Raw genomic sequence first — 18,996 nt, 5'->3', positions numbered from 1 at the left:
GTCCCCGGTCCAGGACCCCGCGCCACCGGTGGATCCCCCCTCCGACCTCGGCGTTCCCCGCTGGAAGTCCTGACCGGAGGGGCGGGCCCGACCGAAGTCCGGCCGGTCGTCCCCGACTTCTGGCGGAAGTCCGTTGTCAGACCCCCGGGCAATACTTCAAGCCGCAACGGGGGAGGCACACATGACGCTGTCACAGTCCGGTTCCAGCAAGCCCGCGAGCGGTGCCCCCGAGGACACCGCCATCGCCGTCATCGGGATCTCGTGCCGAGTGCCGTCGGCATCGAACCCCACCGAGTTCTGGCGCCTGTTGACCGAGGGCACCGACGCCGTCGGGCCATGGCCCGAGGGGCGCGGCCCGGGCCGCGCCTGGCGCGGCGGCTTCCTCGACGACGTCGCCGGCTTCGACGCCGCGTTCTTCGGCGTCGGACCCGACGAGGCGGCCGCCATGGACCCGCAGCAGCGGCTCGCCCTGGAGCTGGTCTGGGAGGCGATGGAGGACGCCGGTGTCCGCGACGACCGGATGCGGGGCTCGCGCACCGGAGTGTTCGTGGGCGTCGCCTCCGACGACTACGCGGCCCTCGCCTCCCGCTCCGAACTCGCCGACAGCGGCGAGCCGTTCGCTTTCACAGGGACGCACCGCGCCGTCGTCGCCAACCGCGTCTCCTGGACGCTGGGGCTCACCGGCCCGAGCCTCGCCGTCGACGCGGCACAGGCCTCGTCGCTGGTCGCCGTCCACCTGGCTTGCGAGAGCCTCCGCCGCGGCGAGTCCGACCTCGCCTTCGCCGGCGGCGTGCAGCTGAACCTCTCCCCGGAGAGCATGGTGAGGACGGCGAGCCTCGGCGCCCTGTCCGTCCGGGGCCGCTGCGCGGTCTTCGACGAGAGCGCCGACGGCTTCGTCCGCGGCGAGGGCGGCGCCGTCGTCCTGCTCAAGCCCCTCGCCGCCGCCGTCGCCGACGGCGACCCCGTCCACTGCGTCATCCGCGGCAGTGCCGTCAACCACGACGGCGGCGGCGAGCGCCTCACCGACCCCGACGTCCGCGGCCAGCAGGACGTCCTGCGCCGCGCCTACGCGGACGCCGGCGTCGGCCCGGAAGCGGTCCAGTACGTCGAACTGCACGGCACGGGAACCCCGGTCGGCGACCCGGTCGAGGCCGCCGCCGTGTCCGCCGTCATCGGCCGGAGCACCGCGGACCGCCCGCCGCTGCGCGTGGGGTCCGTGAAGACCAACATCGGCCACCTGGAGGCCGCCGCCGGCATCGTGGGCCTGCTCAAGGCCGCGCTCGCGCTGCGTCACCGCCAGTTGCCGCCGAGCCTGCACTTCCGGACGCCGAACCCGGCCATCCCCCTGGACGGGCTCAACCTCCGGGTCCAGACCGAGCTCGAGCCCTGGCCCGACCCCGACGCCCCGCTCCTCGCCGGCGTCAGCTCCTTCGGCGTCGGCGGCACCAACTGCCACGTCGTCCTCGCCGAAGGGCCGTACACCGGGCGCCCCGCCGGTGATCCGGAACGCCCCGCGGCGTCCCGTCCCGTCCCCTGGGTGCTCTCCGCCCGCACCGGCCGCGCCCTGGACGCCCAGGCCGCGCGCCTGCTCACCCATGTCGAGGAGCACCCGGACGCGGACGCCCGCGACATCGCCCGGTCGCTGGCCGTCACCCGGTCCGCGCTCGAACACCGCGCCGTCGTCCTCGGCACGGACCGGGCCGGACTCGCGGCGAGCCTGCGCCGCTTCACCGACGAGGCCGTGACCGGCGTCGTCGGCACGACCGGTGCGACCGGCGTGACGGGGAAGACAGCCTTCCTGTTCCCCGGCGGCGGCGCCCAGCACGTCGGCATGGGGCGGGAGCTGTACGCGGCCTACCCGGTGTTCGCCGAGGCGCTCGACGAGGTCCTCGGCCACTTCGAACCCGGCCTGCGCGAGGCGTTGTTCGGCGAGCGGGAGGACAGCGCCGAGGCCCTCGACGGCTTCCGCCTGATGCAGCCCGCGCTGTTCGCCTTCCAGGTCGCCCTGTACCGCCTGGTCACTTCCTGGGGCGTCGTCCCCGACCTGCTCGTCGGCCACTCGTTCGGCGAGATCGTCGCCGCCCATGTCGCGGGCTCCCTCACGCTGGCCGACGCGGCCGCCCTCGTCGCGGCGCGCGGGGCCCTCATGCAGGAACTGCCGCCCGGCGGCGCCATGATCGCCGTCGAGGCCACGGAGGCCGAGGCCCTCGCGGCCCTCGACGGCACCGGCGACGTCTCCATCGGCGTGATCAACGGCCCGCGCGCGATCGTGCTCTCCGGCGCCGACGAGGCGGTCACCCGGATCGCCGACGGCTTCCGCGCCGACGGCCGTCGCACGACCCGGCTGCGCGTCCCCAACGCCGCCCACTCCCCGCTGACCGTCCCCATCCTCGGTGAATTCGCCCACCGGATCAGCGGATTGACCGTCGCCGCACCCCGCATCCCGATCGTCTCGACCGTCACCGGACGCACCGGCACCGAGATGACCGAGGACTACTGGGTCGAGCACGTCCGTGCCACCGTTCGCTTCCACGACGCCGTCGTCGCCCTGCGCGAGCACGGCGTGACCCGGTTCCTCGAACTCGGCCCCGACAGCATCCTGTCGCCGCTCGTCGCCCCCGGCGAGACGGATCTCGTCGTCGCCCTCCAGCACCGCGACCGCCCCGAGCCGGAGGCCCTGCTCACCGGCCTCGCCGAGGCGTGGACCGCCGGTGTTCCCGTCGACTGGGCCGGCCCGGCCGGCGACGCCCACATCGTCGCCCTGCCGACCTACGCCTTCCAGCGCGAGCGCTACTGGCTCGACGAACGCCCCGCCGCCCCGGCCGCCGAGCAGCACCTGAGCTCGGCGACCCTCGCCCTGCGCGAGCGCGTCCGCACCGAGCCGGAGGGCTTCCTCGGCCGGTGGCTGGCCGGCCACCTCGCGGAGGTCACCGGTGACGCACCCGCCGACCCCGACGCGACCTTCCGCGACCTCGGCCTCGACTCCGCGCTCTCCGTGCGGCTGCGCAACCGCCTCGTCTCGGCGACCGGTCTGCGCCTCCCCACGACCGTGCTCTTCGACCATCCGACCCCGGACCGCCTCGCCGCCCATCTGCACGAGCAGATCGTCGGCGTCCTGGACGACGCCGGTCCCGCCGTCCCGGCGGCGGCCGCGTCGGCGGTGGACGACGACCCGATCGTGATCGTCGGCATGGCCTGCCGCCTGCCCGACGGCATCGACTCGCCCGAGCAGTTGTGGCGGGTCGTCGCCGAAGGGGCGGACGCGACCTCCGAGTTCCCCACGGACCGCGGCTGGGACCTGGCGGCGTTGTACGACCCCGACCCCGCCCATCCCGGCACGACCTACGCCCGGCGCGGTGGATTCCTGGAAGACGTGGGCGACTTCGACGCCGACTTCTTCGGGATCAGCCCGCGCGAGGCGGCGGCGATGGATCCGCAGCAGCGGCTGCTGCTGGAGACGGCGTGGGAGGCGCTGGAGCGGTCCGGTGTCGACCCGGCATCGCTGCGCGGCAGCAGCACCGGGGTGTTCGTCGGAGCCATGAACATGGAGTACGGACCGCGGCTGCACGCCCCGGCCGACGGCACCGAGGGCTTCCGGCTGACCGGCAACACCACCAGCGTCGCCTCCGGGCGCATCTCCTACCTCCTGGGCCTTGAGGGCCCGGCGCTCACCGTCGACACGGCCTGCTCGTCCTCCCTGGTGGCGCTCCATCTGGCCGTTCAGGCGCTGCGCAATGGCGAGTGCTCGCTGGCGCTGGCCGGTGGTGTGACGGTGATGTCGTCGCCCGGCATGTTCGTCGAGTTCTCCCGGCAGCGCGGCCTCGCCCCGGACGGGCGCTGCAAGCCGTTCTCCGCCGATGCCGACGGCACGGGCTGGGGCGAGGGCGTCGGCCTGCTGGTCGTCGAGCGGCTCTCGGACGCCGAGCGGCTCGGCCACCGGGTCCTGGCGGTGGTGCGGGGTTCGGCGGTGAATCAGGACGGTGGCAGTAATGGTCTGACGGCGCCGAACGGGCCGTCGCAGCAGCGGGTGATCCGTGATGCGCTGGTGAGTGCGCGGCTGGGCGCTGCCGATGTGGATGCCGTGGAGGCGCACGGCACGGGGACGACGCTGGGTGATCCGATCGAGGCGCAGGCGCTGCTGGCCACGTACGGCCAGGGCCGTTCTGCGGAGCGGCCGTTGTGGCTGGGGTCGGTGAAGTCGAACATCGGGCACACCCAGGCGGCGGCGGGTGTCGCGGGCGTCATCAAGATGGTGCAGGCGATGCACCACGGTGTACTGCCGCGCACGCTGTACGCCGACGAGCCGTCGCAGAACGTGGATTGGAGCGCCGGAGAGGTCCGTCTGCTCTCGGCGGGGCGCGACTGGCCCGAGGATGGCCGTCCGCGCCGCGCGGCGGTGTCCGCCTTCGGCATCAGCGGGACCAATGCGCATGTGATCCTCGAAGCCGCTCCGGCCGTCGATCCGGCCGTGGAGGACGATCGCCCGGTGGCCGACGGCGTCGTCCCCTGGGTGCTGTCCGCCAGGAACGAGCAGGCGCTGAGGGCGCAGGCCGCACGGCTGGCCGCCCGCGTCACGGGTGACGCCGGACTCGGCCTCCGGGACGTGGGATTCACCCTGGCCTCGGGCCGGGCCTCCATGGAACACCGGGCGGTCGTGGTCGGTGACGACGCGGGTGAACTGGCCGAGAAGCTGGCCGAGTTCGCTGCCGGGCGGTCGGTTGCGGGTGTGGTGGAGGGGCGTGCTGGTTCCGGTGGAACGGTCTTTGTGTTCCCGGGGCAGGGTTCCCAGTGGGTGGGGATGGCTCGCCAATTGCTGGAGTCCGAGCCGGTGTTTGCGGGGCGGATGGGGGAGTGTGCGGCGGCGTTGGAGCCGTATGCGGATGGTTGGTCGTTGCTGGATGTCGTCCGTGAGGGCGATGAAGCCCTGTTGCAGCGGGTGGATGTGGTCCAGCCGGTGTTGTTCGCGGTGATGGTGTCGCTGGCGGAGCTGTGGCAGTCGCTGGGTGTCCGTCCGTCCGCCGTGGTGGGTCATTCGCAGGGTGAGATCGCTGCTGCGTGTGTGGCGGGTGGTCTGTCCCTGGAGGATGCGGCGCGTGTGGTGGCGTTGCGCAGCCGGGCGTTGCTGCGGCTTGCCGGGCGGGGTGGCATGGTGTCCGTTCTGGCTCCGCTGGATCAGGTGACCGGGCGCCTCTCCGGTGGGCTTCAGGTCGCGGTGGTCAACGGTCCGGAGCAGGTTGTGGTGTCCGGTGCTCCGGAGGAGCTGGATGCCTTGATGGCCGGTTGTGAGGCCGATGGTGTTCAGGCGCGGCGTATCGCCGTCGATTACGCCAGTCATTCGGCCCAGGTCGATGAACTGCGCGAGGAGTTGCTGGAGATCCTGGGCGGCATCGAGCCCCGGACGGGCCGGATCCCGCTGTTCTCCACCGTCACCGGCGAGATCGTCGACACGGCGGAGATGGATGCCGCGTACTGGTTCACCAACCTCCGCGAGACCGTCCGCTTCGACACGGCGATCGAAGGGCTCCTGGAGACCGGGCACCGGGTCTTCGTCGAGACCAGCCCGCACCCCGTCCTGGTCGGCGCCGTCACCCAGATCGCCGAGGGCCGTGAGGTGTCCGCCGTGGGCACTCTGCGGCGCGGCGAGGACGAACAGGCGCGGCTGTTGCAGAGCCTGGCCGAGGTGTATGTGGCGGGTGTCGACGTGGACTGGTCGCCCCGGGTGGCCGGCGGCCGCCCGGTGGACCTGCCGACGTACGCCTTCCAGCGCCGCCGCCACTGGCTGCCCGCCGGCGGGCCGGTGCTGGACGCGGCCGGGCTCGGGCTGAACCCCGCGGGCCACCCCCTGCTGGGCGCCGCCGTACGGCTCGCGTCCCAGGACGGGCTGGTCCTCACCGGCCAACTGTCGTTGCACGCCCACCCCTGGCTCGCCGACCACGCCGTCTTCGGCACGGTCATCCTGCCCGGCACCGCGTTCGTCGAGCTGGCGCTGCACGCCGGCGACGAGGTCGGCTGCGATCTGCTCGAAGAGTTGACGTTGGAGCGGCCGTTGGTGCTCGCCGAGGGCGCTTCGGTGGCGGTGCAGGTCTCGGTGGGTGCACCGGACGACGCGGGCCGGCGTGCGGTGGCCGTGCACTCGCGGGACGGAGACGAGGGCGCGGAGTGGGTGCGCCACGCGGCGGGTGTGCTGGCGGCGGGCCCGGTGGGCGCTGCGGAGTCCATGGACGGGCAATGGCCCCCGGCCGGTGCGCAACCGGTCGAGCTCGCGGACGCGTACGAGCAGTTGGCGGCGGTTGGATACGGGTACGGTCCGGTGTTCCAGGGCTTGCGCGCGGTGTGGCGTGCGAGTGAGGAGTTGTTCGCCGAGGTGCGGTTGCCGGCCGAGGCGGATGCCTTTGGCATCCACCCGGCGCTGCTCGACGCGTCCTTGCACGCACTGCTGTCGGACGACCTGTGGGTGCCGTTCTCGTGGAACGGTGTGCGGCTGCACTCCGTCGGCGCCTCGGTGCTACGGGTCCGGCTGTCGCGGCGAGCCGACGGATCCGTCCGGTTGGCGGCGTTCGACGGTGCCGGGTTGCCGGTGGTGACGGTCGACGAGCTGCGTCTGCAGCGGATGTCGCGGGAGCAGCTGGGGTCGGCGGGCGTTGATCCGCTGTACGAGCTGCGGTGGATGGAAGTACCGCTGCCCGAGGGGCCGTACGAGGTCGCTCCGGAGGACGTGGTCGAGTTCGTCGAGCCGGACGGTGATGTGCGGACCCGGGTCGGTGAGGTGCTCGCCCTGGTGCAGCGCTTCGTCGGTGATGCGGAGGCGGACGGTTCGCGGCTGGTCGTGGTCACGTGTGGCGACATGACCCTGGTGCCGGATCCGGTGACGGCGGCGGTGTGGGGTCTGCTGCGTTCGGCCCAGACCGAGCACCCGGGCCGGATCGTGATCGCCGATGTGGCCTCTCCGGACGATGTGGCCCCGGCCGTTGCTTCGGGCGAGCCGCAGGTGGCAGTGCGCGACGGTCGACTGTACGTACCGCGGTTGTCCGCCATGGCCTCCGAGGTGCCCGGATCGACGGGTTGGGATCCGGAGGGCACGGTCCTGATCACCGGTGCTGGGGGAGCCCTCGGCACGCTGCTGGCCCGGCACTTGGTCGTGGAATACGGGGTGCAGCATCTGCTTCTGCTCGGCCGCCGTGGGCGTGCCGGTTCCGAGGAGATGGCCGCCGAACTGGAGGCGTTGGGTGCGGTGGTGACCTTCGCCGCCTGTGACGTGTCCGACCGTGAGGCCCTGGCCGCAGCCCTGGCGCAGGTCCCGGCGGAACACCCGTTGACCGCCGTCGTCCACGCCGCCGGTGTCCTCGACGACGGCGTCGTGACCGCGCTGACGCCGGAGCGCGTCGACCGGGTCATGCGCCCCAAGGTGGACGGCGCGTGGCTGCTGGACGAGCTGACGCGTGACGCCGATCTGGCGGCCTTCGTGCTCTTCTCTTCGGCGGCCGGAGTGATGGGTACGGCAGGGCAGGGCAACTACGCCGCCGCCAATACATGGTTGGACGCCTTGGCCCAGTCGCGCCGTGCCGCAGGACGGGCCGCCACGTCGATGGCGTGGGGTCTGTGGAGCAGTGACAGCTCCATGACCGCGCACTTGGACGACGCGGATCTGGCCCGTCTTTCGCGCAGTGGTCTGGCACCGATGTCGGCGGCCCAGGGGCTGGCCCTGTTCGACGCGGCGCTCGCTGCCGACCGGGCCACTGTGGTCCCCGCCCGGCTCGACCTGGCTGCGCTCCGCGGCCGGGCGGCCCGGGGCGAACTCCCCGCGATCTTCGGGTCCCTGGTGCGCACCCCGGCGACGCGGCGGGCCGCGGCTCCCGTCGCCGAGAACGACATCCCATGGGCTGTCCGCATGGCTGCTCTGGACGAGGCGGGACGTGATGCCGCGCTGGTCGAGCTGGTGGGTACGCAGATTGCGTTGGTGTTGGGTCATGGTTCGGCCGACTTGGTGGATCCGGCCCGGGCGTTCCGTGACATGGGCTTTGACTCGTTGACGGGTCTGGAGCTGCGTCGTCGTCTGCAGGAGGCCACCGGGCTGCGGCTGCCGTCCACCCTGGTCTTCGACTACCCGACGCTGACGGCCCTGGTGGACCACCTGCGCGAGCAGGTGCTCGGCACCGGTGCCGGTCCCGCCGTCCCGGCGGTGGTCGCGTCGGCGGTGGACGACGACCCGATCGTGATCGTGGGAATGGCCTGCCGGATGCCCGACGGGATCGAATCGCCGGAGCAGTTGTGGAGCGCCGTCGTCGACGGTGTGGACGCGACGTCCGAGTTCCCCACGGACCGCGGCTGGGACCTGGCGGGGCTGTACGACCCGGACCCGAGCCGCCTAGGGACGAGTTACTCCCGGAGGGGCGGGTTCCTCGCCGGAGCCGGTGAGTTCGACGCCGACTTCTTCGGGATCAGCCCCCGCGAGGCGACGGCGATGGATCCGCAGCAGCGGCTGCTGCTGGAGACGGCGTGGGAGGCGCTGGAGCGGTCCGGTATCGACCCGACGTCCCTGCGCGGCAGCAGGACCGGTGTGTTCGCCGGCCTGATGTATCACGACTACGGTTCCTGGCTGCCGGAGGCGGGCGAGGGCATCGAGGGCCTGCTGATCACCGGGAACAGCGGCGGCGTCGCGTCGGGCCGGGTCTCTTACCTTCTGGGCCTGGAGGGCCCGGCGATGACGGTGGACACGGCGTGTTCGTCGTCCCTTGTCGCGCTGCATCTCGCTGCGCAGGCGTTGCGCAATGGTGAGTGCTCGTTGGCGTTGGCCGGTGGTGTGACGGTGATGTCGACGCCGACGACGTTTGTGGAGTTCTCGCGTCAGCGGGCGATGGCTCCGGATGGTCGGTGCAAGCCGTTCTCCGACGACGCCGACGGCGCCGGATGGTCGGAAGGCGTCGGTCTGTTGGTGGTCGAGCGGCTCTCCGACGCCCGGCGCAACGGCCACCAGGTTCTCGCGATCGTGCGGGGTTCGGCGGTGAACCAGGACGGCGGCAGCAACGGCCTGACGGCGCCGAACGGGCCGTCGCAGCAGCGGGTGATCCGTGATGCGCTGGCGAGTGCGCGGCTGGGTGCTGCTGACGTGGATGTCGTGGAGGCGCATGGCACGGGCACGGCGCTGGGTGATCCGATCGAGGCGCAGGCGCTGCTGGCCACGTATGGTCAGGACCGTTCCGAGGACCGGCCGTTGTGGCTGGGGTCGGTGAAGTCGAACATCGGGCACACCCAGGCGGCTGCCGGTATCGCGGGCATCATCAAGATGGTGCAGGCGATGCACCACGGCGTACTGCCGCGCTCCCTGCACGCCTCCACCCCCTCGCACCACGTCGACTGGAGCGCCGGAGAAGTCAGGCTGCTCACGGAGAACAGGCCGTGGCCCGAGGACGGTCGTCCGCGCAGGGCCGGTGTGTCCTCCTTCGGCATCGGCGGGACCAATGCGCATGTGATCCTCGAAGCCGCTCCGGCGGTGACGGAGGACGGCCGGTCGGTGGCCGATGGCGGCGTCGTCCCGTGGGTGCTGTCGGCGCGGAGTGAGGCCGCGTTGCGGGATCAGGCGGAGCGCCTGGCAGGGGCGGTGGACGGGCTGCGGCCCGTGGACGTCGGCTTCTCGCTGGCCCATGGGCGTGCAGTCTGGGAACACCGGGCCGTGGTGGTCGGCGACGACGGTGACGAGCTCGTCACGAAACTGCGGGAGTTCGCTGCCGGGCATCCGGTCGCGGGTGTGGTGGACGGCCGGGCCGGGTCCGGTGGCACGGTCTTCGTGTTCCCGGGTCAGGGTTCCCAGTGGGTGGGGATGGCCCGTGAACTGCTGGTGAGCGAGCCGGTGTTCGCGGAGCGGATGGCGGAGTGCGCGGCAGCACTGGCACCGCATGCGGATGGCTGGTCGCTGCTGAATGTCGTCCGTGAGGGCGATGAGGGTTTGTTGCAGCGGGTGGACGTTGTCCAGCCGGTGCTGTTCGCGGTGATGGTGTCGCTGGCCGAGCTGTGGCAGTCGCTGGGCGTCCGCCCGTCCGCCGTGGTCGGTCATTCGCAGGGCGAGATCGCTGCCGCCTGCGTGGCGGGTGGTCTGTCCCTGGCCGATGCGGCGCGTGTGGTGGCGCTGCGCAGCCGGGCGCTCCTCCGACTCGCCGGTCGGGGTGGCATGGTGTCCGTTCTGGCTCCGCTGGAGCAGGTGACCGGCCGTCTTTCGGGCGGGCTTCAGATCGCTGTGGTCAACGGCCCCGAGCAGGTCGTGGTCTCCGGTGCGCCGGAGGAGCTGGATGCCTTGATGGCAGGCTGTGAGGCCGATGGCTTCCAGGCGCGGCGCATTGCCGTCGATTACGCCAGTCATTCGGCCCAGGTCGACGAACTGCGCGAGGAGTTGCTGGAGATCCTGGGCGGCATCGAGCCGCGGTCCGGTCACGTCCCGCTGTTCTCCACGGTGACGGGTGAACCGATCGACACGGCGGATATGGACGCCGCGTACTGGTTCACCAACCTCCGCGAGACCGTCCGCTTCGACACCGCCCTCCAGCACCTGCTGGACACCGGCCACCGCGTCTTCGTCGAGGTCAGCCCGCACCCCGTCCTGGCCGGCGCCGTCACCCAGGCCGCCGACGGCAGCGGGACCACCGGCGTGGTCGCCGTGGGCACGCTGCGCCGTGGTGAGGACGAACGTGCCCAACTGCTGCGCAATCTGGCCGAGGTGTACGTCGCGGGCGTGGACGTGGACTGGTCGTCCCGGGTGACCGGCGGCCGCCCGGTGGACCTGCCGACGTACGCCTTCCAGCGCCGCCATTACTGGCTGCCCGCCGGGCGGCCGGCCCTGGACGCCGCCGGGCTCGGGCTGAACCCTGCGGACCACCCCCTGCTGGGTGCGGCCGTGCGGCTGGCCAATGGTGACGACACCGTCCTGACGGGACGGCTGTCGCGCGGCACGCACCCCTGGCTGGAGGACCACGCCGTCTTCGGCACCGTCATCCTCCCCGGCACCGCATTCGTCGAACTGGCCCTCCGGGCCGCCGACGAGGTCGGCTGCGATCTGCTCGAAGAGCTCACGCTGGAGCGCCCGTTGGTGCTCACCGAGGATGCATCCGTGGCGGTGCAGGTCTCGGTGGGGACACCGGACGACGCGGGGCGCCGGACCATCGCCGTGCACTCGCGCGACCAGGAATCGGCCGGGGAATGGGTGCGGCACGCCGTGGGCATGCTCGCCGTCGCCCCGGTGGGCGCGGTGGAGCCCATGGGCGGGCAGTGGCCGCCGCAGGGTGCCGAGCCGGTCGACGTGACCGACGCCTACGACGTGCTGGCGGGCCTGGGGTATGCCTACGGTCCGGTGTTCCAGGGCCTGCGTGCGGTGTGGCGTGCGGGTGGGGAGTTGTTCGCCGAGGTGCGGTTGCCGGCCGAGGCGGATGCCTTTGGCATCCACCCGGCGCTGCTCGACGCCGCGTTGCACCCGCTTCCCTCGGGCGACCTGTGGGTGCCGTTCTCGTGGAACGGTGTGCGGCTGCACTCCGTCGGCGCCTCGGCCCTGCGGGTCCGGCTGTCGCGGCAGGCGGACGGCCCGGTGCGCGTGGCGGCGTTCGACGGCGCCGGACTGCCGGTCGTGACCGTCGACGAGCTGCGTCTGCAGCGGATGTCGCGGGAGCAGCTGGGGTCGGCGGCCGTTGATCCTCTGTACGAGGTGCGGTGGACCGAAGTGCCGCTGCCGGAGGGCCCGTACGAGGTGGCTCCGGAGGTTGTGGTCGAGTTCGTCGAGCCGGGTGGTGATGTCCGTACGCGGGTCGGTGAGGTGCTTGCCCTGGTGCAGCGCTTCGTCGGCGACGGGGAGTCGGACGGCTCGCGGCTCGTTGTGGTCACGCGTGGCGACATGACGCTGGAGCCGGATCCGGTGACGGCGGCGGTGTGGGGTCTGGTGCGTTCGGCCCAGGCCGAGCACCCGGGCAGGATCGTGATCGCCGACGTGACGTCCCCGGACGATGTCGCTCAGGCGCTCGCCTCCGGTGAACCGCAGGTGGCGGCGTGCGGTGGCAGGCTCTTCGTACCGCGGCTGGCCACGGTGGCCCCCGAAGCGGCCGAGCCCCAGGGCTGGGATCCGGAGGGCACGGTTCTGATCACCGGCGCCGGGGGAGCTCTCGGCACCCTGCTGGCCCGGCACCTCGTCACCGAGCACGGCGTTCGGCATCTGCTCCTGCTCGGCCGCCGTGGGCGTGCCGGTTCCGAGGAGATGGCCGCCGAACTGGAGGCGTTGGGCGCGGTGGTGACCTTCGCCGCCTGCGACGTGTCCGACCGTGAGGCCCTGGCTTCCGCGCTGGCGCAGGTCCCCGGGGAGCACCCGTTGACCGCCGTCGTCCACGCCGCGGGCGTCCTCGACGACGGCGTTCTGACCGCGCAGACCCCCGAACGCATCGACCGCGTCATGCGCCCCAAGGTGGACGGCGCGCTTCTGCTCGAAGAGCTGACGCGCGGCGCCGACCTGGCCGCCTTCGTGCTCTTCTCCTCGGCAGCCGGGGTGATGGGTACGGCAGGACAGGGCAACTACGCCGCCGCCAACGCCTGGTTGGATGCTCTGGCGCAGTCGCGCCGGGCCCAGGGCCTGCCGGCCGTCTCCATGGCGTGGGGTCTGTGGAGCAGCGACAGCTCCATGACCGCGCATCTGGACAACGCGGACCTCGCCCGCCTCTCGCGCAACGGTCTGGCGCCGATGTCGGCGGCCCAGGGGCTGGCTCTGTTCGACGCGGCGCTCGCCGCCGACCGGGCCGCCGTGGTCCCCGCCCGCTTCGACACGACCGCACTGCGCACCCATGACGACCTCCCCGTGATCTTCAAGTCGCTGGTCCGGGCGCCCGCACGGCGTACGGCGGCCCCGGTCGCCGCCGAGGACCGGACCTCCTGGATCGCCCGCATGGCGGCCCTGGACGAGGCTGCTCTCCGGGCTGCGCTGGTCGAATTGGTCGGTACGCAGGTTGCGTTGGTGTTGGGTCATGGTTCGGCCGGTTCGGTGGATCCGGCCCGGGCGTTCCGTGACATGGGCTTCGACTCGCTGACGGGTCTGGAGCTGCGGCGTCGTCTGCAGGAGGCCACCGGGCTGCGGCTGCCGTCCACCCTGGTCTTCGACTACCCGACCCTGATGGCGCTGGCGGACCACTTGCGCGAGCAGGTGCTGGGCGCCGACGCCGCTCCCGCCCTCCCGGCACCGGCGGCCGCGTCTGCCGCGGACGACGATCCGATCGTGATCGTCGGCATGGCCTGCCGTTACCCGGGCGGCGTCAACAGCCCGGAGGAGCTCTGGCAGTTGTCGCTGGACGGCATCGACGCGATCACCGGGTTCCCCACGGACCGCGGCTGGGACCTCGACGGCCTCTACGACCCGGACCCCGACCGCGAGGGCACGACGTACGCCCGGCACGGCGGATTCCTGCCCGGGATCGGGACGTTCGAGCCGGAGTTCTTCGGGATCAGCCCGCGCGAGGCGACGGCGATGGATCCGCAGCAGCGGTTGCTGCTGGAGACGGCGTGGGAGGCGTTCGAGCGGTCCGGTATCGACCCGACGTCCCTGCGCGGCAGCAGGACCGGTGTGTTCGCCGGCCTGATGGCCATGGAGTACGGGCCGCCGTTGCACGAGCCGGTCGAGGGCATGGACGGATTCCGCATGCTCGGCAGTTCGTCGAGTGTCGCCTCGGGACGGATCTCCTACCTTCTGGGTCTGGAGGGTCCGGCGATGACGGTGGACACGGCGTGTTCGTCGTCCCTCGTCGCGCTGCACCTCGCGGCCCAGGCCCTCCGCAACGGCGAGTGCTCCCTCGCGCTGGCCGGTGGTGTGACGGTGATGTCGACGCCGACGACGTTCGTGGAGTTCTCGCGTCAGCGGGCGATGGCCCCTGACGGTCGGTGCAAGCCGTTCTCCGACGACGCCGACGGCGCCGGATGGTCCGAGGGCGTCGGTCTGTTGGTGGTCGAGCGGCTCTCCGACGCCCGGCGCAACGGCCACCGGGTCCACGCGGTCGTCCGCGGCTCCGCCGTCAACCAGGACGGCGGCAGCAACGGCCTGACCGCTCCCAACGGCCCCTCCCAGCAGCGCGTCATCCGCGACGCCCTGGCCGGCGCCCGGCTGGGCGCCGCCGATGTCGACGCCGTCGAGGCGCACGGCACGGGCACCTCCCTCGGCGACCCGATCGAGGCCCAGGCACTGCTGGCCACCTACGGCCAGGACCGGCCCGCCGACCGGCCGTTGTGGATCGGCTCGCTCAAGTCGAACATCGGCCACACCCAGGCCGCCGCCGGTGTCGCGGGCATCATCAAGATGGTGCAGGCGATGCGCCACGGCATCATGCCGCGCAGCCTGCACGCCTCCACCCCCTCGCACCACGTCGACTGGGAGTCCGGCGCGGTCGGCCTCCTGACCGCACAGCGCGACTGGCCCGAGCTGGACCGCCCGCGCCGCTCCGCGGTCTCGTCCTTCGGCATCAGCGGGACCAACGCCCATGTGATCCTCGAAGCCGCGCCCGAGGAGACCGCGCCCGAGGAATCCGCCGCCGGGAGCGAGCCCACTCCGGTGGTTCCCTGGGTGCTCTCGGCGAAGTCCCCGGCCGGGCTGCGGCGGCAGGCCGCCCGCCTGCTCGCCCGCGTCACCGGCGAGCCCGGACCCGACCCGCGGGACGTCGGGTTCACCCTGGCCACCGGCCGGGCGCTCCTGGAGCACCGGGCCGTGGTCCTCGGTGCCGACCGCGACGAACTGACCGGCGCCCTGGCGGCCCTGGCCGAGGGCCGGGAGGCACCGGCCGTCGTCGCCGGAGCGGTCCGCGACGCCGGCGCGGGCGGACTGGCGCTGGTCTTCTCCGGCCAGGGGGCGCAGCGCCCCGGCATGGGCCGGGAGCTGTACGAGGCGTACCCGGCCTTCGCCGAGGCGTTCGACGCCGTGTGCGCCGCCGTCGACGAGCACCTCGACGGCCACGCCGAACACCCGCTGCGCGACGTGGTGTTCGCCCCCGCCGACTCCCCGCTCGCACCGCTGCTGAACCAGAGCATGTACACCCAGACCGGCCTGTTCGCCCTGGAGGTCGCGCTCCTGGAGCTGCTGCGGCAGTGGGGGGTGGCCCCCGGCCACGTCATGGGCCACTCCCTCGGCGAGATCACCGCGGCCTATGCGGCGGGCGTGTTCACGCTGTCCGATGCCTGTGCGCTCGTCGCGGCGCGCGGCCGCCTGATGCAGGCCCTGCCCGCGGACGGCGCGATGGTCGCGCTGGCCGTGGACGAGCGGGAGGCCCTGGCGTTCATCGAGCGGGAATCGCTGGCGGACGCGGTCGGCATCGCCGCCGTCAACGGACCGCAGGCCGTGGTCGTCTCCGGCGACGAGGCGGCCGTGCTCGCCGTCGCCGGGCACTTCCGGGCCTCCGGGCACCGGACGCACCGCCTGCCGGTGTCGCACGCCTTCCACTCGCACCACATGGAGCCGATGCTCGACAAGTTCGGGGAGCTGCTGGCCGGTCTGACGTTCCGGCCGCCGCGGATCCCCGTGGTGTCGAACGTCACCGGCGGCCCCGTCGACCCCGAGGAGTTCTGCACCCCGCGGTACTGGGTGGAGCACGTCCGCCGGGCCGTGCGCTTCGCCGACGGCGTGCGCTCCCTGGCCGGGCAGGGCGTCACCGCCTACCTGGAGGTCGGCCCCGACGCCGTCGCCACCCCGATGGTGCACGCGACCCTGGACGAGGAGAACGCCGACTTCGTCGCCACCGCGCTGCTGAAGCCGGGCCGTCCCGAGGCGCAGGCGGTCGCGCGGGCCCTCGCCCTGCCCTTCGTGGCGGGCGCGCCCGCCGCCTGGGAGCGGCTGCTGCCCGGGGGCCGGCTCGTCGAACTGCCGGGCTACCCGTTCGCGGGCCGGCGCTACTGGCAGGACGCGTCCGGCTCACCGGCCGGCGTCCGGGCCGCCGGACTGAGCGCCACCCGTCACCCGCTGCTGGGCGCGGCCGTGTTCCTGCCCGACGGAGGCGCGGTGCTCACCGGCCGCGTCCTGTCCGGCTCGCACCCCTGGCTCGCCGACCACGCGGTGAACGGCACGGTGCTGCTCCCCGGCACCGCCTTCCTCGACCTGGCGCTGCACGCCGGCGACGCCGTCGGCTGCCCGCTCGTCGAGGAGCTGACGCTGGAGGCCCCGCTGGTCCTGCCGGCCGACGGCACCGTGTACCTCCAAGTCGTCGTCGGCGCACCGGACGAAGCGGGCCGCCGCTCCCTCGCCGTCCACTCCACGGCCACCCCGGCCGGGACCGGCGAGCCGGCGGCGCGGCACGCGACGGGCCTGCTGTCCGCGTCGGCCCCGCGGCCGGCCGCCCCGCAGGAGTGGCCGCCGGCCGGGGCCGAACCGGTGCCGGTGGACGGCCTCTACGAGGACCTGGCCGCCCGCGGCTACGGCTACGGGCCCGCGTTCCGGGGGCTCCGGGCAGCCTGGCGGACGGCGGACGAGCTGTACGCCGAGGCCGAACTGCCCGCCGAGCCAGGGGCGTTCGGCATCCACCCGGCCTTGCTCGACGCCGCCCTGCACGCCATCACCCTGGGCGTGCCGTCCGCCACGGGCACCGACGGTCCGCGGCCGCTGCTGCCCTTCTCCTGGTCGGGCGTGACGCTGGAGGCGTCCCGGGCCACGGCGGTCCGGGTGCGGATCGCCGCCGCGGGCGACGGAGCGGTGTCCCTGGCCGGCGTCGACGCCGCCGGCCGGCCCGTCGTCACCGTCGACTCGCTGGCGCTGCGGCCGCTGTCCGCCACGGCGCCCACCGCGCAGGACACGGGGCTCCACCTGCACTGGCAGGCACGGGCGGACGAGGCGGGAGACACAGGGGACGCCGAGGTGACCATCGCCCACGTCGAGCCCGGCGGGGACGTCCGCACACGGCTGGCCGAAGTCCTCGCCCTCACCCGGCAGTTCCTCGACGACCAGGCCGACGCCGACGCCCGGCTCGCCGTCGTGACCCGGGGCATGCTGGTGGAGGACCCCGACCCGGTCAGCGCGGCGGTGTGGGGCCTGCTGCGCTCGGCCCAGGCCGAACACCCCGGCCGGCTGCTCCTCGTCGACGTGGACGTCCGGTCGCCCGAGGCGCTCGCCGCGGCCGTCGCCTCCGGCGAGCCGCAGACCGCCGTCCGCGACGGGCGGGTGCTCGTCCCGCGCCTCACCCGCTCCGGGCCCGCCGTGCTGGCGCTGCCCGAAGCGCCCGCGTGGCGGCTGGAGCCGTCCGACGACGGCGACGACGCCGTCCTCGTCGCCGCCCCGGCCCCCGAAGGGCCGCTGGGGCCCGAGGAGATCCGGGTGTCGATGCGGGCCGCGGCGACGCGCAGCGCGGGCACCGGCATCGTGACCGGGGCCGGTGCGGCGGTCACCGGTGTGACCGTGGGCGACCGCGTCCTGGGCACATTCCCGCACGGGGACGCCCTCGGCAGCACGGCAGTCACCGACCACCGGTCCGTCGTCCGCGTACCGCACGGCTGGACCCCCGGCGAAGCCGCGGCCGCGGCGGGGGCGTACGACCCGGCCCACGCCGGGCCCGCGCCCGCCGGGCCCGCGGTCCGCGCCGTCGACATACGGACGGCGACCGGGGCCCTCCCGGCGGACGGGACGGTGTTCACCCTCCCGCGCCCGCTCGACCCGGACGGCACCGTGATCGTCACGGGCGCGAGCGGCACCCTCGGCGGACTCGTCCTGCGGCGGCTCGTCTCGGCACACGGCGTCCGCCGGGTGCTCCTGCTGAGCCGCAGCGGCGCCGGGGCACCGGACGGCCTGGCGGAGAGCGGCGTCCACGTGGACTCCGTCGCCTGCGACGTGGCCGACCGTGGCCAACTCGCCCGCGCGCTGGCCCGCGTCCCGGCGGAGCACCCGCCGACCGCCGTGATCCACACTGCCGGTGTGCTCGACGACGGCGTCCTCGACGCGCTGACGCCCGAACGGCTCGACACCGTGCTGCGCCCCAAGGCGGACGCGGTGCTGAACCTCCACGAGCTCACCGCCGACGCCGACCTGGCCGCCTTCGTGGTCTTCTCCTCGGCCGCCGGCGTCCTGGGATCGGCGGGCCAGGCCAACTACGCGGCCGCCAACGCCTTCCTGGACGCGTTCGTGGCCCGGCGGCACGCGGCCGGACTCCCGGCGGTCTCGGTCGCCTGGGGCATGTGGACGGAGGGCAGCACGATGACGGCCGGGCTCGGCGCCGCCGACCGGAACCGGATCGCCCGCCTGGGATTCCTGCCCACCTCCACCGAGGAGGGCCTGACGGCCTTCGACCGGGCGCTGTCCGGCCCGCTGCCGCTCGTCGTCCCGCTGCGCCTCGATCCCGCGGCGCTCCGCGCGGACACCGCGCCGGTGCTCCTGAGGGACCTGGCGCCCCGCCCGGACCGGCGGACGGCGGCCGTCGCGGAGGACGCACAGGACCGGTCCCTGCGGGACCAGTTGGGCGCGCTGCCCGCCGAGCGGCGGGGCGAGTTCCTGCTCGACCTGATCCGCACGGACGTCGCCCTGGTCCTCGGGCACGGCGACGCGCGCGGGATCTCCCCCGACGAGGCGTTCCGCGACCTGGGCTTCGACTCGCTGACCGCGGTCGAGCTGCGCAACCGGCTGGGCGGCCGCACGGGTCTGAAGCTCACCGCCACCGCGGTGTTCGACCACCCGAGCCCCCGCGCCCTGGCCGACCACCTGCTGGACCGGCTCGCCCCGGCGGCCCCCGCCGCACCACCGAGCCCCGGACGGCCGACCTACGAGCAGGTGCTGGCCGACCTCGGCAGGCTCGGCGAGAGCCTCGCCGCGCTGGAGCTCACCGGCGCGCAGCGCTCCGAACTGGCCGAAACCCTGCGGGGTCTGGCCGAGCCGACGGGGCCCGGCGGATCCGCCGCCCCGGAGGCCCCCGGCCTCGAAACCGCCACCGCGTCCGAAGTCCTCGACTTCGTCACCAACAGCCTTGGCATCTCCATCGACGGCGACTCGTCGCCCACGGACCCGAGTTGAGAGGGAGTTCATGC

1 protein-coding gene is annotated in these 18,996 nt (G+C 73.7%); it reads left to right on the top strand.

From position 1 onward, the window contains the following. The first annotated feature begins 181 nt into the window (after positions 1–181). Positions 182–18,982 carry an SDR family NAD(P)-dependent oxidoreductase gene (locus tag AB8735_RS07830; RefSeq protein WP_372406295.1) on the top strand — a complete coding sequence of 6,267 codons (18,801 nt, stop codon included), beginning with the start codon at positions 182–184 and terminating at the stop codon, positions 18,980–18,982. Positions 18,983–18,996: the final 14 nt, after the last annotated feature.

This window comes from Streptomyces luteireticuli, from assembly GCF_041519305.1.
Lineage (GTDB): Bacteria > Actinomycetota > Actinomycetes > Streptomycetales > Streptomycetaceae > Streptomyces > Streptomyces luteireticuli.
Note: the sequence above shows the minus strand (reverse complement) of the source record. Positions and strands in the feature narration are given on the sequence as shown.